This is a genomic window from Rhizobium lentis (genome assembly GCF_017352135.1).
Classification (GTDB): Bacteria; Pseudomonadota; Alphaproteobacteria; order Rhizobiales; family Rhizobiaceae; genus Rhizobium; species Rhizobium lentis.
Genome location: NZ_CP071456.1, coordinates 133,973 through 153,878, shown reverse-complemented (window position 1 = coordinate 153,878; position 19,906 = coordinate 133,973). Strand labels below are relative to the sequence as shown.

The 19,906-nt window shown below is 62.2% G+C and carries 17 protein-coding genes and 1 pseudogene; 7 read left to right on the top strand and 11 right to left on the bottom strand.

Features of this window, described 5'->3' with window-relative positions; translation table 11 throughout:
- Nucleotides 1-3 precede the first annotated feature (3 nt).
- On the bottom strand, nt 4-2,025 hold the full coding sequence (locus J0663_RS27040; protein ID WP_207245862.1) for a beta-N-acetylhexosaminidase: 2,022 nt from the start codon (nt 2,023-2,025) through the stop codon (nt 4-6).
- A 309-nt stretch (nt 2,026-2,334) separates the two neighbouring features.
- Here J0663_RS27040 and J0663_RS27035 point away from each other — a divergent pair.
- From J0663_RS27035 to J0663_RS27025, 3 genes and pseudogenes are all read left to right on the top strand, one after another.
- Nucleotides 2,335-2,500: pseudogene (locus tag J0663_RS27035) on the top strand (flagellin); the annotation flags it as partial.
- A gap of 159 nt (nt 2,501-2,659) precedes the next feature.
- Nucleotides 2,660-3,175, top strand: a complete 516-nt coding sequence (locus J0663_RS27030; RefSeq protein WP_207245920.1) for a cupin — start codon at nt 2,660-2,662, stop codon at nt 3,173-3,175.
- A 180-nt stretch (nt 3,176-3,355) separates the two neighbouring features.
- Nucleotides 3,356-6,643 (top strand): GH36-type glycosyl hydrolase domain-containing protein, encoded by a 3,288-nt coding sequence (locus J0663_RS27025; RefSeq protein ID WP_207245861.1) that lies wholly within the window; start codon nt 3,356-3,358, stop codon nt 6,641-6,643.
- Nucleotides 6,644-6,647: 4 nt separating this feature from the next.
- On the opposite strand, the gene J0663_RS27020 is transcribed toward J0663_RS27025, so the two are convergent.
- From J0663_RS27020 to J0663_RS26980, 9 genes are all read right to left on the bottom strand, one after another.
- Nucleotides 6,648-7,394, bottom strand: a complete 747-nt coding sequence (locus J0663_RS27020) for a FadR/GntR family transcriptional regulator (protein WP_207245860.1) — start codon at nt 7,392-7,394, stop codon at nt 6,648-6,650.
- A 130-nt stretch (nt 7,395-7,524) separates the two neighbouring features.
- Nucleotides 7,525-8,289, bottom strand: a complete 765-nt coding sequence (gene kduD / locus J0663_RS27015) for a 2-dehydro-3-deoxy-D-gluconate 5-dehydrogenase KduD (protein WP_281403877.1) — start codon at nt 8,287-8,289, stop codon at nt 7,525-7,527.
- On the bottom strand, nt 8,286-9,122 hold the full coding sequence (gene kduI / locus J0663_RS27010) for a 5-dehydro-4-deoxy-D-glucuronate isomerase (RefSeq protein ID WP_207245859.1): 837 nt from the start codon (nt 9,120-9,122) through the stop codon (nt 8,286-8,288). The genes kduD and kduI overlap by 4 nt, the downstream gene beginning before the upstream one ends.
- Nucleotide 9,123: 1 nt before the next feature.
- Complete coding sequence (locus J0663_RS27005; RefSeq protein WP_207245936.1) at nt 9,124-9,552, bottom strand: hypothetical protein; 429 nt, start codon at nt 9,550-9,552, stop codon at nt 9,124-9,126.
- Nucleotides 9,553-9,714: 162 nt separating this feature from the next.
- Nucleotides 9,715-9,861: a DUF1127 domain-containing protein gene (locus J0663_RS27000; RefSeq protein ID WP_207245858.1), complete on the bottom strand. Its 147-nt coding sequence runs from the start codon at nt 9,859-9,861 to the stop codon at nt 9,715-9,717.
- A gap of 169 nt (nt 9,862-10,030) precedes the next feature.
- On the bottom strand, nt 10,031-11,011 hold the full coding sequence (locus J0663_RS26995) for a 3'-5' exonuclease (protein WP_207245857.1): 981 nt from the start codon (nt 11,009-11,011) through the stop codon (nt 10,031-10,033).
- A gap of 48 nt (nt 11,012-11,059) precedes the next feature.
- Nucleotides 11,060-12,397, bottom strand: coding sequence for a sensor histidine kinase (locus J0663_RS26990; protein ID WP_207245856.1), 1,338 nt, complete (start codon nt 12,395-12,397; stop codon nt 11,060-11,062).
- Nucleotides 12,394-13,068 (bottom strand): response regulator transcription factor, encoded by a 675-nt coding sequence (locus J0663_RS26985; RefSeq protein ID WP_207245855.1) that lies wholly within the window; start codon nt 13,066-13,068, stop codon nt 12,394-12,396. Before J0663_RS26985 ends, J0663_RS26990 begins: the two co-directional genes overlap by 4 nt.
- Before the next feature lie 105 nt (nt 13,069-13,173).
- Complete coding sequence (locus tag J0663_RS26980) at nt 13,174-13,776, bottom strand: class I SAM-dependent methyltransferase (protein WP_207245854.1); 603 nt, start codon at nt 13,774-13,776, stop codon at nt 13,174-13,176.
- A gap of 154 nt (nt 13,777-13,930) precedes the next feature.
- Here J0663_RS26980 and J0663_RS26975 point away from each other — a divergent pair, with 154 nt between their 5' ends.
- A complete protein-coding gene (locus J0663_RS26975) occupies nt 13,931-15,199 on the top strand; it encodes a flavin monoamine oxidase family protein (protein ID WP_207245853.1) in 1,269 nt (422 codons plus the stop codon).
- Between the two features lie 225 nt (nt 15,200-15,424).
- Complete coding sequence (locus J0663_RS26970; protein WP_207245852.1) at nt 15,425-16,456, top strand: aldo/keto reductase; 1,032 nt, start codon at nt 15,425-15,427, stop codon at nt 16,454-16,456.
- Nucleotides 16,457-16,526: 70 nt separating this feature from the next.
- Here J0663_RS26970 and J0663_RS26965 read toward each other — a convergent pair whose 3' ends face one another.
- Nucleotides 16,527-17,381, bottom strand: coding sequence for a helix-turn-helix transcriptional regulator (locus J0663_RS26965; RefSeq protein ID WP_207245851.1), 855 nt, complete (start codon nt 17,379-17,381; stop codon nt 16,527-16,529).
- A 193-nt stretch (nt 17,382-17,574) separates the two neighbouring features.
- Between J0663_RS26965 and J0663_RS26960 the strand changes: the two genes are divergently transcribed.
- Nucleotides 17,575-18,759: an ABC transporter ATP-binding protein gene (locus J0663_RS26960; protein WP_207245850.1), complete on the top strand. Its 1,185-nt coding sequence runs from the start codon at nt 17,575-17,577 to the stop codon at nt 18,757-18,759.
- On the top strand, nt 18,719-19,879 hold the full coding sequence (locus tag J0663_RS26955; RefSeq protein ID WP_207245849.1) for an ABC transporter substrate-binding protein: 1,161 nt from the start codon (nt 18,719-18,721) through the stop codon (nt 19,877-19,879). Before J0663_RS26960 ends, J0663_RS26955 begins: the two co-directional genes overlap by 41 nt.
- Nucleotides 19,880-19,906: the final 27 nt, after the last annotated feature.

The following is a 19,906-nucleotide window of genomic DNA, read 5'->3' as shown; positions in this document are numbered from 1 at the left end:
GCGCTAAGATTCCTGCAGCCCGTAGAGCAGCGGCATCAGTCCTGCGAGCGCCTTGAAACGTTCCCACGACTTGGATGATGATTTCGTCCAGCCGGTTTCGGCAAGGGCGGAAAGGCGTGGGAAGACGAGACGGTCGAAGACGGCGCGGTCCGTCATCGGTTCCGACCAGATGCAGGCCTGGATGCCGAGCAGCTGCTGTTTCTGGCGTGCTGTCCAGCCGCCGACCGGATCGAAATTGTAGAGCTTTTCCGCGTCCGAATTTCCTGCCCAGCTGGCGCCGGGCTCATCCCAGTCCGGCCTCAGCGCCATGTCGAGATAATAGACCTGACCGGGGCAGACGACCATTTGATAGCCGCGTTCTGCGAGCTCGGCCGAAACCTCGACATTGCGCCAGCTGCAGAGATAACTTTTCGACTTGTCGATGACGTCGCCATGAGCCGCTTCTTCCCAGCCGCCGGTGATGCAGCCCCTGCTCGCCAGGAAGCGCTGGACGCGCTCAAGGAATTCCGCCTGCAGGATGGCGGCGCCCGAGCCGTGAATGTCGTCGGCGCCATGCGTGTTGGTGACGACGTTCAGCCGCTTTGCATGGGCATCGGCAACCTCGTCGCCGGCGACGGCGCGCAGGCGCGCCAGCGCTTCCGGCGAGCCGGACCATGCGCCGAGGGGGACCTCGTCGGCGCCGAGGTGGATCGTCTTGAACGGGAAAAGCTCGATGAGTTCCGAAAGAATGGTCTCGACGATCTCGTAGGTCTGCTCGCGCGCCGGATTGATGCAGTTATCGGGAAAACCCTGAACCGAATAGTAGCTGCCTTGTTCGGCCGGATCGCGCAGCTCCGGGATGGCCTGCTGCATGGCATAACAATGTCCCGGCATATCGATCTCCGGCACGATTTCGATGCCGAAACTCTTCGCGAGAGCGACGATCTCGCGGATGACGGCCTTGGTATAATAGCCGCCCGTGCGGGTCGGGCTTGAACCCAGGAGCGGCGGCACGGCAAGCCCGTGACCGCGCCAGGCGCCGATCTCGGTCAGCGCGGGATAGGCGTCGATCTCGACGCGCCAGGCCTCGTCGTCGGAAAGGTGCCAGTGGAAGCGGTTGAGCTTGTTCCAGGCAAGCACCGCCAACAGCTTCTTGACTTCGGCCGCGCCGTAGAACTGGCGGGCGACATCGAGATGCAGGCCGCGCCAGCCCATCGACGGCTCATCGACGATCTCGCCGGATGCCGGAAACTGGAAGGTGCCGGGATGCAGCCTGACGCCGCGCCAGATCTGGCCGAGCGTGACGAGACCGTAGAGGAAGCCGGTCCGGCTGCTTGCCTCGATCGTGATCGCCTCTTCCTCGAAGCTTAACCGGTAGGCCTCCGGCCCGAAGCTGGCGGCGTCCTTCAGGTCGACACGAACCGCGCCTTCGGCCTCCGTCCGCACGATGCCTTCGACGGCGAAGAGGTGGTTCACCAGCGCCGCGAAGCCTTTTGCCGCCGCCTCCCCTTCAGGGCTCTGTGCCTGTGGAGCAAAACCCGCCGGCAGCGGCCGGCGCGATGCGACCGCAACGCGGTTCGGCCAGGGGATAATCGATACATGGACCGGAGCGTTGACCGGAACCGGATAGACCTCGGCGCCACGTTTCAGCGGCGCGTTGCTGACCGAAGACCGCGTAGGCTCGATGCTGAGCACGATCGTGCTGCCATCGGCAAGCGCGACATAACCGCTTGTCGCGCCGTCCGTCCAATGGCGGAACTGCCAGCTTAGCGCATAGACCGATATCGTCCACGTCTCTCCGGCGCCGAGAACGAAGCCGGCCGGCGGCTGGAATTCGGTGAAATTCGAAAGCCGTTGCGACACCGTGGCGCCTTCGACGCGGCCGGCGGGATCGACGCGGCCCGGTCCGCTGACGCAGAGCGAAAACGTCGACAGCGGCTCGACGCCCAGGTTCTTAAGGCGCAGGACGTAGGAGAACTCCTTGCCGTTGGCCGGTGGATTCCAAAGGGTTTCAAGCCGCAGGGCGTTCGGTCGCAGTGTGGACATGGTGCTTCTTCCTTGGGAATGCCAGGTTGTTGGGAATTTCTGCCGGCATCCGGCAGAAGATCGCAGAGTAGAGTCAATCAAATTGATTTAATATTGATAGTCAGTTTCTTCTCGGCCCGTCAATCGGCGGTCCCACTTTTTCGCCGAGACGTGCGGACCGCCCTCAGCACGCGCGATTTCGGCGAGCAGGCGATGGCCAGCGATGGCGAATTGACCTGCCCAAATAGGGGTCAAAGCATAGGCTGCTCGCCACGGCCCGGAATGTCCCGGCATGCACCACATCCAACTTCCGAAACAGGCGTATTTCCAATGACGAGCATCAATACAAACAATTCGGCGATGGCAGCCCTTCAGGCGTTGCGCACCATCAATTCCGGTCTCGACTCGACACACGTTTTCTATCGGCTATCGACTCGACACCGCATCCGGCAACGTTGTCTATTGGTCGATCGCGACCACGATGCGGTCCGACAACGCTATACACATCAAGGAACCGCTGGCTGGTCTCCAAAGTTGTCTGTATGAAGCCGCCAGCGGAAATAAACTCAAGGCAAGACCGTCGAAAGAACTGGGTGAACAGCATCGATGGCTTGGCGGCCGTTACGTCATGTCAATCGACCGATGGGAGGTCAGCATGGATGTTGAGACGCTAATTTTCCCGCCGAGCGGCTGGGTCCCTAACCACCCGCGTCTTCCTATACTGATTTACAGGGGGCTCTTTGCTGATGGTGGTCCTGTCGATTTCGAGCGTCGCTTCGCAGAAAACGGTTGGACCGGTATCTGGACGAACGGTGTCTTCGATTATCAGCACTACCATTCGGGCGCCCATGAGGTGCTCGGAATTGCACATGGCAGCGCCGCGCTGCTGATCGGCGGTCCCGGCGGTCAAGCTTTGCAGGTCACGGCCGGAGACTGTCTGGTGCTTCCGGCCGGAACCGGCCACCAGAACCTCGGCTGCACGGCGGACTTCGAGGTGATCGGGGCTTATCCCAAGGGGCAGCATGCCGACATTCAGACGTCGGCTGCGTCAAACGAAATGCTGGCGAAAATCTCGTCAGTACCCCTCCCCGATACGGATCCCGTTGAGGGACCGTCGGGATTTCTCGTCGAAAAGTGGCGGTCGTCATTTGCGCAGCGCGACCGGGATTGAATTTCGGTTCCCTTTGGATCGCACATCGTGCAACCGCAGTTCCAGGCTGATGTCATTAGCGCTCTGATGTGAGCTCACCAGTCGCGGCAGCTTGTCGATCTTCCCATCACCGGTAAGATTTCTCTCAATCTTTTTGCGCCATCCTCTGATTCCCCTCTGATATCAATCGGCGAGTTCTTCATGGCCCTGGACCTCATGCGCAATTTGCAAATGCCGCGACGCGAAGATCTGGGTCTCCTTGCGATCAGCAATGGTTCCGGTCTGTCGATATCGGTCTTGCCGAACGGCACGCTGTTTGCCATCGAATATGCCGACGACAAGGGGGCGGTGCAGATCAATCAGATCCAGGGCTCGCCGCTCTACGGCGGCATCAGCCGCCTTTACCTGCGCATCGGCGGCGCCAAGCCTGATGTCGTCGAGATCGTCGGCCCACTCGCCGATGGCCGCTTCGGGCAGGATGCGACGAGCTTTTCCTGGAGCGGCAAGGCCGGCGATATCCGCTACAATGTCCGCCTCGAGCTTCATGATTCCAAAACGGCCTGGTTCTGGCGCGTCTCGCTCAGGCATCCGAAGAAGGGAACGCTGCCGGTCGATCTCGTGCTCGTCCAGGATGTCGGTCTCGGCGATCGCGGTTTCCTGATGAACAGCGAAGCCTATGCTTCGCAATATGTCGATCACCACATCGCCGATCATGGGACATACGGCCCCGTTGTCATGAACCGGCAAAATCTCAAGCAGTCGGGCGCCCGCAATCCCTGGCTCGTGCAAGGTTGCTTCGATGGTGCGGTCGCCTATGCCACGGATGCGATCCAGTTGGCGCACGCGCAGCACCGCCAGGACGACCTTCTGGTCGGCTCCTTCGGGACGAATCTTCCGAACGAACGGCGACAGCAGGAAACAGCCTGCCCTGCCATTCAATCGAGGTCGTTCTCTGTCCCGGCAGATGGCGCGACGGCGACCTTCTTTGCCCTGTTTTCCGCCGATCATCCCGAGGCCTCAACCGACGCCGACCTTTCGCGGCTCGACGGGATCGAGCTTCCGGACAAGGTCGCCGCCGATCCGGAGACCGCGCCGCCGGTTCGCAGCCTTCTCCAGGACGCTCCGCTGCTGGAAGCCGAGGCGCTGGATAAAAGGGCGATCCAGCAGCTCTATCCCGAGCGCAGCCTGGACGAGCGCGCCCATGGAAAGCTTCTTTCGTTTTTCGTGCCGGACGGCGTCCTCAACCGCCACGTCGTCCTGCGCGACAAGGAGCTGATCGTCGCGCGGCGCCATGGCGCGATCGTGCGAAGCGGTCAAAACATGCTGCTCGATGAGTCCACGCTTGCCGCCACCTGCTGGATGCAAGGGATTTTCGCGGCGCAGCTGACGATCGGCAATACCTCCTTTCACAAGCTCTTTTCCGTCTCCCGCGATCCCTACAATCTGACGCGCGCCAGTGGACTGCGCATCATGGCCGATCTCGGCTCTGGCTGGCAGCTTCTGGCGGTGCCGTCGGCTTTCGAGATGGGACTGAGTGACTGCCGTTGGATCTATCGGTGCCCCGGGCGCTCGATCTTCGTCAGCGCGGTCGCTTCCGGCGAGGGTGCGGCGATGCAGTGGAGTGTTTCCGTCGAGGGAAAGCCGTGCCGCTTCCTCGTGTTTGGCCATGTCGTGCTCGGCGAGCGCGAATATGAAGCCGGCGGGCAGATCGAATTCGATTCTGCGCGCAAACGCATCTCCTTCCGGCCGGATCCGGCTTGGCTCTGGGGCGAGCGTTATCCCGATGCCGTCTATTGGCTGGTCAGTTCCACGCCCGATGCCATCGAGGAAATCGGCGGCGACGAACTGCTCTATACCGATGGCGTTGCGCGCAACGGCGCTTTCGTCGCGCTCAGGTCCCGGCCGACGCGGGCGCTCTCCTTTGCCGTCGTCGGCTCGATGACAGATGCCGATGCCGCCGAGCGGCTGGCGCAACGGTATGAAGCCGGCCTCTCCGATCAGGCCATGCTCGCGCCGGCTTTGACATTCTGGCGCCATGCCGTGCGCGGCATGAGGATCGACAGCGCTTCGCCCGATCTGGCCGCCCAGGCGACGCTCCTGCCCTGGCTTGCGCATGACGCCATCGTCCATCTGAGCGTACCGCACGGCCTGGAACAATATACGGGTGCCGCCTGGGGCACGCGCGACGCCTGCCAGGGACCGATCGAATTCCTGCTCGCCTACGAGCACGACCGCGAAGCCCGGGAGGTGGTGAAGACCGTCTTCAGCGAACAATATCTGGAGAAAGGCGACTGGGCGCAATGGTTCATGCTGGAACCCTATGCCAACATCCGGGCGGGCGACAGTCACGGCGACGTCATCATCTGGCCGCTGAAGGCGCTGTGCGACTATATCGAAGCGACGGGGGATCTCGCCATCCTCGACGAGAAGGTTTCCTGGCGTGACGAAAAGACCATGCAGAAGGCGCCCCATGCCGACGCCATTGCCATTCATGTCGAAAAGCTGCTCGAGACCATCGGCGAACAGTTCATTCCGGGAACACATCTGATCCGATACGGCGAGGGAGACTGGAACGATTCCCTGCAGCCGGCCGATCCGCATCTGCGCGACTGGATGGTCAGCAGCTGGACCGTCGCGCTGCTCTATGAACAGATCGTCCGTTATTCCGCCATCCTGCGCCGTCGCGGCCATAGCGACAGGGCCAAGGCTCTGAGGAAGATCGCAACGGCGATGCGCCGGGATTTCAACCGCCATCTCGTGCGTGACGGCGTCGTCGCCGGCTATGGTATCTTCGATCCCGCCCATGACGGCGTCGAATTGCTGCTGCATCCGAGTGACAAACGCACTGGCCTCTCCTTCTCGCTGATCTCGATGACGCAGGCCATGCTCGGTCGCCTGTTCACGCCGGCGCAGAGACGGGACCACATGCGGCTGATCGAAGAGCATCTGCTCTTCCCCGATGGCGTGCGGCTGATGGAAAAGCCCGCGACCTATGCCGGCGGGCTCGAAACCCTGTTTCGCCGGGCCGAATCCGCCTCCTTCTTCGGCCGGGAGATCGGGCTGATGTATGTGCATGCGCATCTGCGCTATTGCGAAACGCTCGCCCTGGAGGGCCAGGCCGAGGAACTCTGGAAGGCAATCTCCGTCGTCAATCCGATCGCCGTCACGACAGCCTTGCCGCATGCTTCACTGCGCCAGCGCAATAGCTATTTCAGCAGCAGCGACGCGGCTTTCCATGATCGCTATCAGGCGGCGGCGCAATGGGCGCGTACCAAGACCGGAAAGGTCGCCGTCGACGGCGGATGGCGCATCTATTCGAGCGGACCTGGCCTCTACACCAGGAGCTTCGTCGAAAATATCCTGGGCTTCAAACGGCGCTTCGGCCGGCGAAGGCCCAAACCGCTTCTGCCTGCGGCGCACGCCGCCGTCGAATTGCAGACGGATCACGCCGCTTGGCAGCGGTTGATGAAGCCGAAACCGAAGATGTGAACGTTCAACGCGCGTTGGTCACATCACGCAGTTCTTCGAAGCGCGCGCTGCTTTTCGACAGGTGGGTCCGGATGGCGCGGCGCGCGGCCGCCTCCTCTCCGTCGCGGATCGCCGCGAATATGGCGTGGTGTTCCCTGCGCATGCGCGCCGCATGGCGCTTGCGCTCGGCTGCCGTCATCTGGTCGAGGCGCGCCCATTGCCTCGGTACCATGATGTCGCCGAACGTGTCGAAGAGGCGGCTGTAATAGGAATTCTGCGTGGCGACCAGGATGGATCTGTGGAAGGCATAATCCTCCTGCGCCCCGTATCCGCCGCCCTCGAGCGCCCTGTCCAGGGCATCGAGGCGATCCTGCATGCGCTCGATATCTTCAGGCGTGCGCCGCAGCGCGGCAAGACCGGCGGCTTCATATTCGATCCCCATGCGCAGTTCCAGCACGCGCAGAACCTCGTCGATCGACTGCAGGTCGTTGGGAATGATGGAGAAGGATCTCGGGTTGGGATCATTCGTGACGAAAGCGCCAAGACCTTGCCGCGTGGTAATCAGCCCTTTGGCGCGCAGGGTGGCGAGCGCCTCGCGCACGATCGTCCGGCTGACACCGGTTGCCGCCATGATCGCCTGTTCGGTCGGCAGCCGCTGACCGGGCTTGAGATCGCCGGATTCGATCTGTGCCATCAACGTATCGGCAAGGCCGCTGCGCAGGTTCTGCGGCTTCCGGCCGGTATTGAAGACCGCCTTGTCCTTGTCCGTCATCCCGTGTCGAAGTCCTGCGTGTCGAGGCGGCTGCGCCGGCTGTTCTCCTGTTGCTAGCGCATGCCGGCCGGAAAGGCAAAAACGACGATGAGCGACGACGGCCACGTGCCCGGTCAGGCGGCGCGGCGGATCACCGCGCCAGCCAACCGCCATCGACGGGCAGCACCGTTCCGTGCACGTAATCGGATGCAGGCGACGCCAGAAACACGGCCGCACCTCCAAGTTCGGCCGGCGTTCCCCAGCGCCCCGCCGGAATACGGGCGAGGATGGCGGCGTTGCGGTCCGGATCCTCGCGCAGCGCCGTCGTGTTGTTGGTGACGAAATAACCCGGCGCGATGGCATTGACGTTGACGCCCTTGCCGGCCCATTCGCAGGCGAGCAGCTTGGTGAGTCCGGCAAGCCCGCTTTTCGAGGCGGTATAGGACGGGATGCGGATGCCGCCCTGGAAGGAGAGCAGCGAGGCGATGTTGATGATCTTGCCCCTGCCCTTGTCGACCATGTGGCGGCCGGCCGCCTGCGACAGGAAGAAGGCCGTCTTCAGGTTGACGTCGATCACGGCGTCCCAATCTTCTTCCGTGAAGTCGAGCGCATCGGCACGGCGGATGATGCCGGCATTGTTGACGAGAATGTCGAGGCCGCCGAAGGTCTCTATGGTATCGGCGACGATCCCCTTGACTGGCTCGATGGTGCCGAGATCAGCCTTGATGACGTGGAAGCGGCTTCCCGCCTGCTTCACGAGCGCCTCGGTTTCGTCCATCGAGGAGCGGCCGACGGCAACGATCGACGCACCGGCCTTGGCCAGGGCGGCCGCGATGGCCTGGCCGATCCCGGTATTGGCACCGGTGACGACGGCGGTCCTGCCGGAAAGGTCGAAGGGATTTGCCACGGTGCTCACCTCAGATCCGCGATGGCGATATGATCCATGTCGGTAAAGCTCTTATTGTCGCCGGCCATCGCCCAGATGAAGCTGTAGTTCTTGGTGCCGGCGCCGGAATGGATCGACCAGGGCGGCGAGATGACCGCCTGTTCGTTGGCGACGAGCATATGGCGGGTCTGCTGCGGCTCGCCCATGAAGTGGAAGACGCGCTGCTCGGCTTCGAGATCGAAATAGAGATAGGCTTCCATGCGGCGGTCATGCGTGTGGGCCGGCATGGTGTTCCACACGCTGCCCGGCTCGATCATGGTGAAGCCCAGCGTGAGCTGGCAGGACTGGCAGACATCAGGGTGGATGAACTGATAGATCGACCGCTTGTTGGCGGTCGCGGCTTCGCCCGGCGTCAGGTGGCGAGCCTTTTCGCGGGTGAGCAATACGGTCGGATGCGCCTGATGCGCCGGCGTCGAGACCAGATAGAATTTTGCCGGATTGGCGGCATCGGCGCTCTCGAACCGAATGTCCCTGGCACCCTTGCCGGCATAGAGGCAATCATACTTGGCGAGGTCGTAGCTTGTGCCGTCGACAAAGATGCGGCCGGCGCCGCCGATGTTGAGCGCACCGAGTTCACGCTCGGCGAGGAAGGTTTCCTGGCCGATTGCCGTCGGCGCCGTCAGCGTCAGCGCGCTGGTAAGCGGTGTGGCGCCGCCAATGACCATGCGGTCGTAGTGGGAATAGGTGAGCCGGATCTCGCCGCCTTCAAAGATGGTTTCCACCAGAAAGTGACGCCGCAGCGTCTCCGTGTCGAAATTGCGCACGGCCTCGGGATGGGAGGCGTGCCTCACGTCGATCTGCATGTCAATTTTCCTTCAGCTTCGTTGTCGTCAACGTTGTCGCTCGCGGTTCGTCGGGCGTTTTCCGATGCGGCGGTATCCGTCCGGTTAGATAGTTGTACGACAAGTTTGGTGTCAACAGCTTTGTCCGGTCTCGCTTGAGGCGACGCAATGCCGCGAGAGCACCAAAACAAATTGGCGTCGGGCGGAGAAACCTGCCGGAAGACGATGGCGCCATTTCCAAGCGGCCGTTCCAGGCGCGCTCGGGTATTTCCGTCGCCAAAACGAAAAAAGCCTGCCGCGGGAGGAGGTGCGGCAGGCTTTCGGAAAAACCGAACGACAGCTGGGAGGAGGAGTGCTGTCGTTCCCACAGGCGACTCTGGGAGGAGGATGAGGCGCCTGCACCACCGAAGGGATGCGGGAGGAGGTGCATCGCTTCGATTGATATAATCATACTTATTTTCTGCTCAGTTGATAGGCATTTCTTTGCAGGGCAGCTATGCGTTATGCGAAAAGCGGGCGACTCTCTTCCGGCCGGCATGCGCAAAAGCAAAGCGCCCGCTCGGGAGGAAGCAGGCGCTGGGCAAGTCTCGAAAAATAGTGTCTGCGTGGGCCGTTAGCGGGCGATGGCGGCGCGCGCTACGTTGCCAATGTCGCCGCGGCCGATGCCGAGGTCATCAAGTTCGCGATTGGACATACGGCCCAGTTCAGCGACCGTCTGACGGTACTTGCGCCAATTGTTGAAAGAGCGTGCTACGTTCATGATGATCCCCTTTCCGTGGGCTTTCGAAGCCTAGCTGCCAGTCCTTGGCGCTTCGTTCGCTTCGATGAGCTGTATATAATACGGGACCTTCGGATGTTGCAGCGCCAATGCATCAGTGCACCTATGCGAAATCTGCATGGGTTGCTAGGGTGTCCGAACCGCTTCGCGGTCAGAGTTTGAAGCGATCGAAGGCGGTCAGCCGGACGATCGGCGGATCCGCCTCCTTCCACCGGTAGATTTCCGACCTCAGATAGGAAAGCTCGTCGCCGAGATCCTCTTCGCCGACTTCGATCCACCAGGACTTCAGCCGGCCGTCGCTTCCGTCCGACCAGCGGTAGCCTCTCGCCTTCAGATGATCCTTCATCTCGAATGGGCTATGTTCGGCAAAGATGCGGATACGGCTGCGCTGGCTGGCGCGGTAGAGCTCGGCGAAGGCGCTGTCTCCGTGGCCGTGTTGGCGATCGAGGATCTCCAGCAACGCATGGCAATCGTCTACCGCACGATGCCCCTCATGGAAGTAACCGGCCTGGCCGACGAGATAGCCGAGCTTCGTGCCCTCAAAGCCGCGGGCGCTCCAGTCGATCTCCGAGACCGAGCACGCCCAGGCCTTACCGGCGAAGAGGGGCGAGAATGCTTCGCAGAACGGCCGGTCGAAACCGGCATTATGGGCAATAATCAGGTCTGCCGGTTCGATCAGGGCGCTCAGCGATCTGATGTCGATGACCTGACCTTCGACCATGCCGTCGGTAATCCCGGTCAGCTTGGTGATGTCGGCTGGGATCGGCCGGGACGGCTGCTGCAGGCCGCCATAGATGCCGACGACATCGCCGATCGCACCGGTATCGTCGAAAGTGAAGGCGACGGCGCCGATTTCGATGATTTCGTCGCTGCGGTGGTTGAGACCCGTCGTCTCGGTATCGAGGACGACGCCGAGCCGCGGAAAGCCCGGCTGTCGCGCTGCGGCGACCGGCCGCGCTGCGAGTTTCCTCAGGATGCGATAGTTGCCGCTCTCTTCAAGCGCGCGCGCCATGTCTTCATCGGAGCGGGCTGCAGGCGGTGACGGCCGCCGGCGCGACAGACTACGTGCTTCGGCAATTGCGGGCGCTGCCTTGGCAAACATGTCGAGTTGCGAATCTCTGTGCACGCTCATTCAACTCATATGTCACGGAGACGCAGCTTAATCCATCGGGCATGCAGCTTATCCCGAGGGGAAACTCAGGCGGCAGACCGCGCCGGGATTGCGGTTGCCGATCGTTACCTCGCCACGGTGCATGTACATGATATCGCGAACCAGGTTGAGGCCTAGGCCGGCGCCGAGTCCGTCGTGATGGCGCTTGAAGAATGGCTCGAATATGCGCTCCTGCAAATCGGCGGGAATGCCTGGCCCCTCGTCGCTGACCTCGATCCAGTTGCGGCCGGCGGTCAGCGAGATGATGCCTTTCCTGCCGCCGTGATTGATCGCGTTTTGCAGGATATTCATCAGAGCGCGCTGCAGCGCCAGCGGGTCGCCCTCGATCTCCCCGGCGCGGTCGACATCGAACTGCACCGTATAACCGGCGGCAAAGGCGAGCGGCGCCATTTCGATGATCACCTTCCGTGCCAGTTGCCCAAGATCGACTTTGGTAAATTGGATCTTGCCCTGTTTCAGTCGCTGAAGATCGAGCATCTGTTCGGTGAGTATGGCAAGCCTGGCGGCATCTTCGAGCAGGTCGGTCTTGACCGGACCGTGCGGCAGGGATCCAAGTCTGGTGTTCAGAATTGCGATCGGCGTGCGCAATTCATGGGCGGCGTCGGTCAGAAACCGCTCCTGCCGCTCATAACCCTCGTCGAGGCGGCCAAGCGCGCGGTTTACGGCGCGCACCAGAGGTGCGATCTCGTCTGGAATTTCGTCTGCCGAAAGCCGGCCGCCGCGCTGGCCGACATCGATCATATCGGCTTCGAGCGCGGCACGGTTGATGCCGATCAGAGATCTTCTCACCACGATCGGCGTCGCGATCAACGCGCCCAACGCCATCACGGCAACGATCGGAATGACCAGTTTTGCAACGACGAGTGAGGCGCCGAACAGGATGGATGTAAGGGGAATAGGACCGTCGGTGCCGGTCAGGAACTGCACCTCTGCCCAATCCATGGCGATCCATTTCATCCGCGCGGCTGGAGGGGCGTGATCGCTGAGATTCCAGCCGAACTCGGCCTCACCGATATGATCGAGCCTATTGCCGACGTCGGCATATCCTTCCGGAACCTGGCCCTCGTTCAAGCTATGTCCCTGCCTGTCCCGAATGGTGAACCAGAGATCGGGCGCGTCCTTTCGAAGCTGCCGCAGGTCCTCCGTCTCCCTTAGGCTCAGTTCTCCCGAAGGCTGACGGAAGACGGCTCGGCGCAGAATTTCGATCGTGCCCTCGGTGGATCTGAAATAGAATATCTTTCCCACCGAGATCAGTAGGATGACGACCAGGATCAGGACGACCGACTGCACCGCCAGAAGTCGCCAGAACAGACGCTTACGCAGTGAATAGGAGCAGGCTTTGTTCATGGCGCTTCACGCAGCAGGTAACCGACACCCCTGATGACGTTTATGACCACGCCCGCCTCCGACGCAGCCAGTTTGCGCCGCAGTCGCGATATGTGGGAATCGAGTGCGTTGGACTGGATCTCGTCGTCGAAGCCGAAAACTGCTTCCATCAGGGTTGGCCGCGGCACCATGCGCCCGGCCCGGCGTACGAGGCATTCCAGCACCAGCGCCTCCCGGCGCGGGATATCCAGCCGCTTGCCGGAAACGCTGACGTCGCAATAGGTCGGGTCGAAGGAGAGCCGGCCGATCGAAATCAGTGCCGGACGCAGGGTCTCCGACCGGCGCATGACGGCGCGCAGCCGCGCCAGGAGCTCGTCGAAGACGAAAGGCTTGGCGAGATAGTCGTCCGCGCCGGTTTCAAGCCCAGTGATCCTGTCCGGGACTTCCCCCTTTGCAGTAATGACGATGATCGGCAGGGTCAGCCCCCTCCTGCGGATTTTCGGGACGAGATCCAGGCCATCGCCATCGGGCAGCTGTCGATCCAGGAGAAGGGCGTCATAAGCACCGTCGCCGATTACCAGCTCGGCGTCGCATAGCGTCGAGACGTGGTCGATCACCATGTCGTGTTTCGTCAGGGCGACCCTCAGCGCCGCGGCCATCCGAGGTTCGTCTTCAATCAGCAATACGCGCATTTCATATCCTGTCGGCGTCCATCGATTGGTGGAACCATAACACTTCAGGCACGTCTGAGACGCATCGAATGCCGGTTCCCTGCCTCGAAGCAAAGATCGCGCCTGTCATGATGCGTGGCGCTGCTCGATCTGGAGCAGCGGCTGATATCTGCGGCTGATGCGATAGACCGCGGCGGGCGGGATGTTGCGCAACGTCCGACCGATTTTCGCGGCGACGAGACCGAGGGAGTCGAGGATTTCGGCGGGGACCGGGCACTTAGGCCCATAGGTGAACTGATAAAAGGCGCCGTACGGCCTAAGGTTAGAAAAACAGCCTTCTAGCAGCGCATAGACGTCGTCCGGCTTCATGGAGAGAAGCGGAAGTCCGCTGACAACGCTACCGAAAAAGCGCCCCGATAGCGGCCCGCTCCACATCTCCCGGACATCAAGCTGCAGGACTTTGGCGCTGGGGAAGCGGCCTTGGAGCAACGCGGCGAAATCCGCCTCGTATTCGACAAGCGTCAGATCGCTTTCGGCGATTCCTCGCTTGAGAAGCGCTCCGGTGAAGACGCCGGTGCCCGGGCCGAGTTCGAGAACCGGCCCGGCGGCGGGAGAAATTTCCTTGGTCATCAGGCTCGCAAGACGGGTACCTGACGGCGTGATCGAGGCGATGCGCAGAGGTGCGCGAAGCCAGGCGAGAAGAAAGCGTCGTTTATCGAGACGTGACATGGAACCTTCACATTGGCTGTTGATCTCACCTATGAAGCGGTCCAACATTGCGACAGTCTGTCACGCTGCTGCACGAGGGCGAGACCTCCAGCTTTCCTCCCAAGCTCTTTGTCGATTAAAGCGGTATGCACGATGAGCGGCCGAAGGAGAATGCATGCACGGTGACACCAGCAAGAAAGCCGACCAGGACGTCATCATCATCGGCGCCGGCGCCGCGGGCATTGCCGCCGGCCGCCGTCTGCAGGCAATCCGCCCTGATCTTTCCATCCTCCTGCTCGAAGCCGGAGATCGACTCGGCGGCAGAGCCTGGACAGTCGGGTTGCCGGGCGACGCTGATGTCGGGCTCGACCTCGGCTGCGGCTGGCTGCATGGCGCGCGGACCAATGCCTGGACGGAAATAGCCAGCGAAGTCGGTTTGGCGGTCGACCGCAGCCCAGCCCCCTGGAATGGCGGACGGCAGCTTCTGGGGAATGCCCAGGATGTTCATGACGCGCAGGGGGCGATCGGCACCTACTTCGAACGCCTCGAAAGCCATGAAGGCAAAGACACCGATTTGGCCGCAAAGCTCGAGCCCGGCAATCATTGGAACGGCCAGATCCGGGCGATCGGCACTTACATCACCGGCGCAGAACTGGAGCAGTCTTCGATCGTCGACTACAATAGATACGACCCCGGCCCCGGCCCGGACTGGCGGGTGCGCGAAGGCTATGGAACCCTACTATCCCTCTATGGCCGGCCGATTCCGGCAAGGCTTGGCGTCGAAGTCAGACGTATCGAGCACCGTGGTGCCGACCATATCGGCATCGCGACTGATCAAGGCGTGCTCCGGGCGCGCGCCGTGCTTGTGACCGTTTCGACCAACGTGCTTGCTGCCGAAAGGATCGTATTCGACCCTCCTCTGCGGGAGAAGAACGAGGCGGCCGCACGTCTGCCGCTGGGGCTTGCCGATAAGCTCTTCCTCAGCCTCGCCGATGCGCAGGCGCTGCCGGCGGATACACATATGCTCGGCTCGACCCGTCGCGCCGCGACCGGCACCTACCAGCTTCGGCCATTCGGCGCTGCCGTCGTCGAGGCCTATTTTGCCGGCGATCTCGCGCATGATCTGGAGCGGGCGGGGGAGGAAGCTGCCTTTTCTTTCGCGGCGGATGAATTGGCGGCACAATTCGGCGCTGATATCCGCAAGCAGTTGTCGGTCGCGGCGATTTCGGCCTGGGCCGCGACGCCTCATATCGGCGGTTCCTATTCCTATGCCGAACCGGGCGCCTCCGATCTGCGCGCGGTCCTCGCCGCACCGCATGACGAGCGGATTTTCTTCGCCGGCGAAGCCTGTTCCCGCGCGCGTTATTCGACGGCGCACGGCGCCTATGAGACCGGTGTCGCCGCTGCCGATCGAATCTCTGGCTCGTTTTCGAGAAATCGATAACCGCTGCCGGCTGCGACGGCAGGCGGGAATATTTTTTCCCACTTGTAGCACGGGCGGGATTGGTTATTCTGCCCTCGCCCCGCGCTACCCAAGCCTGGGACGCTATACCTCATTTGGCGGCAGAGGCCGCTTCAAGCACGATATTGTCATTGGATTGCGGGAGCCCCGGCTTCTACCCACGAGCGTTTGCGCGTCGGCTGCGGGCGTCCGCATGAGGAGGAAGAAATGGATTATCGCAAGCTCGGTCCGAGCGGGACCGTCGTCACCGCCTATTGCCTGGGCACCATGACCTTCGGCGCGGAGGCCGACGAGGCCGCTTCGCACAAGCTGCTCGACGATTATTTCGCCTGGGGCGGCAACTTCATCGATACCGCCGACGTCTATAGCGCCGGCAAGTCGGAGGAGATCATCGGACGCTGGCTGAAGGCGCGCCCGACCGAGGCCCGCCAGGCGATCGTCGCCACCAAGGGGCGTTTTCCGATGGGCAACGGTCCGAACGATATCGGGCTGTCGCGCCGCCATCTCGGGCAGGCGCTCGACGATTCGCTGCGCCGCCTCGGCCTTGAGCAGATCGACCTCTACCAGATGCATGCCTGGGACGCGCTGACGCCGATCGAGGAGACGCTGCGTTTCCTCGACGATGCGGTGTCGTCAGGCAAGATCGGCTATTACGGCTTCTCCAACTATGTCGGCTGGCACATCGCCAAGGCTTCGGAGATCGCCAAGGCGCGGGGCTATACGCGTCCGGTGACGCTGCAGCCGCAATACAGCCTGCTGGCGCGCGACATCGAACTCGAAATCGTCGCGGCCTGCCAGGATGCCGGCATGGGCCTCTTGCCCTGGTCGCCGCTCGGCGGCGGCTGGCTGACCGGCAAATACAAGCGCGACGAGATGCCGACCGGCGCAACCCGCCTCGGCGAGAACCCCAACCGCGGCAGCGAATCCTATGCGCCGCGCAACGCGCAGGAACGCACGTGGGCGATCATTGGCGCGGTCGAGGAGATCGCCAAAGCCCGCGGCATCAGCATGGCGCAGGTGGCGCTCGCCTGGACTGCGGCACAACCGGCCGTCACCTCGGTCATTCTCGGCGCCCGCACCTCCGAACAGCTCGCCGACAATCTCGGAGCCATGAAGGTCGAGCTATCACAGGAGGAGATGGCGAAGCTCAATGAGGTGAGCGCCCCTCAACCGATGGACTATCCCTACGGCAAGGGCGGCACCAACCAGCGACACCGCAAGATCGAAGGCGGCCGCTGAAGCTTCCGGCCGCAACTGAACGAAGCCTGTCTGCTTCATGCCGAAGCGGACAGGCCGTCCGGGCCGAGCCTTATCGACTCGTGCTTTGGGCTGCTGGTCGGTTGCCCGTGCTGCCGATTGTCTTCAGGTAGATCGATAAAAGCTGCGTCTGCGAGGAAATGCCGAGCTTGCGGTAGACGTTGCGGCGATGGACCTTCACCGTGCCCGTCGAGATGTTGAGCCTGAGGCCGATCGATTCCGAGGAATGTCCCTGCAATACCAGATCGACGATCGCGGTTTCGCGGCTCGTCAACTTGAGGTCACGCCAGACAGTGTCGGCCGGCTGCAGCGCCTGCGCCGCCGCACCGCTTTTCCTCCCCTTTCTCAAGCCGGCATCGCGTTGCGCGTCGAAGCGGACGCCGAGCCCCGGCCAGAAATGCCGGACAAGGCTCGCCACCAAAGGTTCGGCCTTTTTCAGAAGCGCGAATTCAGCCGGTGGAAACGGGCCGGTCTTTTCCCGGCGCATCAGCGACAGCACGACGGTGATGTCGTCGTCGAGTGTCACGAAGAAGCCGATCTCCTCGGCAAGTCCCGTCTGGACATAGTAGCTCCGGTAATATTCGCTGGAGAAGAAGCGGTCGGGCGCGAGTTCGCGCATGCGGAAGACCCCCGGACGGCGTGCGCGGGCGGTATGGTAAAATGGATCGAGCAGGTAGGGACCGACCTGATAGAGGGTGACGAAAACGACGTTTTCGTCTGGATCGAAGGTGCTATAGAGATCGATCGGTCGCTCCTTGCCGCGATAGGCAAAAACCACGACATAATCGAAGCGCACCAGCGCCGCCATCATCCGGCGGAACGTCTCTCCAAACTCCGCATCCGCCATGGCGGCCTTTCCGACGGTGACGTCGAAAGCCTGAAACAGCGCCTCGAGATCGATGCTCATCGATAGCCTCCCCAAAACCGCTCTGCAGGAATACTCTGAGTTTCATATACACCTTCCACGAAGAGATGTGAGGCAGAATACCTCTTTCGGGGTATATACCGCGCCGAGGGCCCGGGCTTACTCTTTGTCCAACGACGGTGGCAAAAAGGCAGCGCTAGACTGCCCATCCCAACCAACCGCAGGGAACAGACGCGTGGCATCCGCTTCGACGAACGATATCGAATTCCGTTCGGTCACCAAGAATTATGGCGCGGTGACCGCCGTGACCGACATAAACCTGAATGTACCGAAGGGCGCTTTCCTCGCTCTGCTCGGCCCGTCCGGCTGTGGCAAGACCACGTGTCTGCGCATGATCGGCGGCTTCGAGCAGCCGAGCGAGGGCTCCGTGCTGATCAACGGGCGGCAGATGAACGGCGTTCCGGCCTATCGCCGCCCCGTCAACATGGTCTTCCAGCATTATGCTCTGTTTCCGCATTTCAACGTCGAACAGAACGTCGCCTATGGCTTGCGGCAGATGCGACCAAGGCTTGCGGAGGCCGAGATCAATCGCCGCGCGGCAGAGGCGCTCGAGATGGTGCGTCTCGGCGGGTTCGCCAAGCGGCGCATCCACGAGATGTCCGGCGGCCAACAGCAGCGGGTGGCGCTGGCGCGCGCGATCGTCAACCGGCCTTCGGTACTGCTGCTTGACGAGCCGCTGGCCGCGCTCGACAAGAAACTGCGCTCGGCCATGCAGATCGAATTGCAGACGCTGCAGCGCGAGCTCGGCATCACCTTCGTGCTCGTCACCCACGATCAGGAAGAAGCGCTGTCGATGGCGGACGTCGTCTGCGTCATGAGCGCCGGCCGCATTCGTCAGCTCGGCACGCCGCAAGAGGTCTATGACCGCCCGGCCGATCTTTTCGTCGCCGATTTCGTCGGCAAGACCAACCGGATCGATGCGACGCTGGAAGCCGGTGGCACGCTGCGCCTTGGCGACGGTTCGGCGCTTGCAGCCATCGCCCGCCCTGGCCTTACGATGGGCGACGTCATCGTTGCGATCCGTCCCGAGGCAATCCGGCTTACGCGGGCTGCGGTCGGCAGCACGTCCTTTGCCGGGACGGTCACGCACCGCATCTTCCTCGGCTCCTCGGCCGAATATGCCGTGACTGTTCCAGGTCTCGGCGATTTCCTCGTCACCGCCGACCGGCGCGGCATGAATGAGAGCGATCTGGTCGAGCCAGGTGAAGCGGTCTTCCTCAGCTTCGATCCCGATATGGCCCACATTTTTCCAGGCGAGGCTTCTTCGCCCCAAGTTTCTTCAGCATCGAATGCAAAAACCAGAACAAGGGAACAGCATCATGAGCAAGGACTACAAGGATCATCTGCCTATTACCCCTGAAGGCTTCATGGACGAGTTCATGCGCCTGAAACGCGGCTCCGTCAGCCGCCGCCACTTCCTCGGCGTCACCGGCCTCGGACTTGCGACCGCCGTGCTGTCGCGTTTCCCCGGTGCGCTGTCGACGCCCGCTTACGCCGAGGACCTCGGTACCCAGATGTCGATCGCCACCTGGCCCAATTATCACGACCCTGCGACCTTCGAGAATTTCAAGGCGGCGACCGGCGTTGCCGTCGAGGTCAACGTCTTCGGCTCTAACGAGGAAATGCTGGCCAAGCTCCAGGCGGGCGCCTCCGGCTGGTCGCTCTTCGTGCCGACCAACTACACGATCTCCACCCACCACAAGCTCGGCCTGATCGACGAACTCGATCTCTCCAAGATCCCGAATTTCAGCCCGGCGACGGAAAATCCGCGCTTCACCAGGGAAGGCATGATCGACGGCAAGACCTACGCGGTGCCGAAGAACTGGGGTACCACCGGGTTCTCGGTCAACACAGCGAAGATCAAGACCAAGCTTTCGAGCTGGAAGGATTTCTTTGATATCGCCCAGACTGAAGCCGACGGCCGCGCCATGGTGCACGACTATCAGTTAACGACGATCGGCAGCGCGCTGGTGTCGCTCGGCTACGATTTTAATTCGATCAAGGCAGACGAACTCGCAAAAGCCGAGGAACTGCTGATTAAAGTCAAACCGCATCTTTTCGCCATCAACAGCGACTACCAACCGGCCATGCGCGCCACCGACGCCTGGCTCACCATGTGCTGGACCAATGACGGGGCGCAGCTCAACCGTGACGTTCCCGAGATCGCCTATGTGCTCGGCACCGACGGCGGTGAGATCTGGACCGACTATTACGCCATCCCGAAGGACGCGCCGAATAAGGCGGCGGGTTACGCGCTGCTCAACTACCTCATGGATCCGGCCAATGCCGTCAAGGAGCACGTCGCCAACGGCGCACCGACGACCGACAGCCGGGTCATCGCACTGCTGCCGAAGGAGATCACCGCGAACAAGATCGTCTATCCGGACGAGGCCTCATTGACGCCGCTGGAATTCGGCGCGGCGGTGACGTTGACCGATCCCGGCCGGGCGGAGCTGATGGCGCGTTTCAAGTCGGCTTGATCGCCGTGCCCAACTCCGGCCCCGCCG

What these genes read in the sequence shown, in the direction of transcription:
- J0663_RS27040 (WP_207245862.1), bottom strand. Translation starts at nt 2,025, where the DNA reads ATGTCCACACTGCGACCGAACGCCCTGCGGCTTGAAACCCTTTGGAAT.
- J0663_RS27030 (WP_207245920.1), top strand. Translation starts at nt 2,660, where the DNA reads ATGGATGTTGAGACGCTAATTTTCCCGCCGAGCGGCTGGGTCCCTAAC.
- J0663_RS27025 (WP_207245861.1), top strand. Translation starts at nt 3,356, where the DNA reads ATGGCCCTGGACCTCATGCGCAATTTGCAAATGCCGCGACGCGAAGAT.
- J0663_RS27020 (WP_207245860.1), bottom strand. Translation starts at nt 7,394, where the DNA reads ATGACGGACAAGGACAAGGCGGTCTTCAATACCGGCCGGAAGCCGCAG.
- kduI (WP_207245859.1), bottom strand. Translation starts at nt 9,122, where the DNA reads ATGCAGATCGACGTGAGGCACGCCTCCCATCCCGAGGCCGTGCGCAAT.
- J0663_RS27005 (WP_207245936.1), bottom strand. Translation starts at nt 9,552, where the DNA reads ATGATTATATCAATCGAAGCGATGCACCTCCTCCCGCATCCCTTCGGT.
- J0663_RS27000 (WP_207245858.1), bottom strand. Translation starts at nt 9,861, where the DNA reads ATGAACGTAGCACGCTCTTTCAACAATTGGCGCAAGTACCGTCAGACG.
- J0663_RS26995 (WP_207245857.1), bottom strand. Translation starts at nt 11,011, where the DNA reads ATGAGCGTGCACAGAGATTCGCAACTCGACATGTTTGCCAAGGCAGCG.
- J0663_RS26990 (WP_207245856.1), bottom strand. Translation starts at nt 12,397, where the DNA reads ATGAACAAAGCCTGCTCCTATTCACTGCGTAAGCGTCTGTTCTGGCGA.
- J0663_RS26985 (WP_207245855.1), bottom strand. Translation starts at nt 13,068, where the DNA reads ATGCGCGTATTGCTGATTGAAGACGAACCTCGGATGGCCGCGGCGCTG.
- J0663_RS26980 (WP_207245854.1), bottom strand. Translation starts at nt 13,776, where the DNA reads ATGTCACGTCTCGATAAACGACGCTTTCTTCTCGCCTGGCTTCGCGCA.
- J0663_RS26975 (WP_207245853.1), top strand. Translation starts at nt 13,931, where the DNA reads ATGCACGGTGACACCAGCAAGAAAGCCGACCAGGACGTCATCATCATC.
- J0663_RS26970 (WP_207245852.1), top strand. Translation starts at nt 15,425, where the DNA reads ATGGATTATCGCAAGCTCGGTCCGAGCGGGACCGTCGTCACCGCCTAT.
- J0663_RS26965 (WP_207245851.1), bottom strand. Translation starts at nt 17,381, where the DNA reads ATGAGCATCGATCTCGAGGCGCTGTTTCAGGCTTTCGACGTCACCGTC.
- J0663_RS26955 (WP_207245849.1), top strand. Translation starts at nt 18,719, where the DNA reads ATGAGCAAGGACTACAAGGATCATCTGCCTATTACCCCTGAAGGCTTC.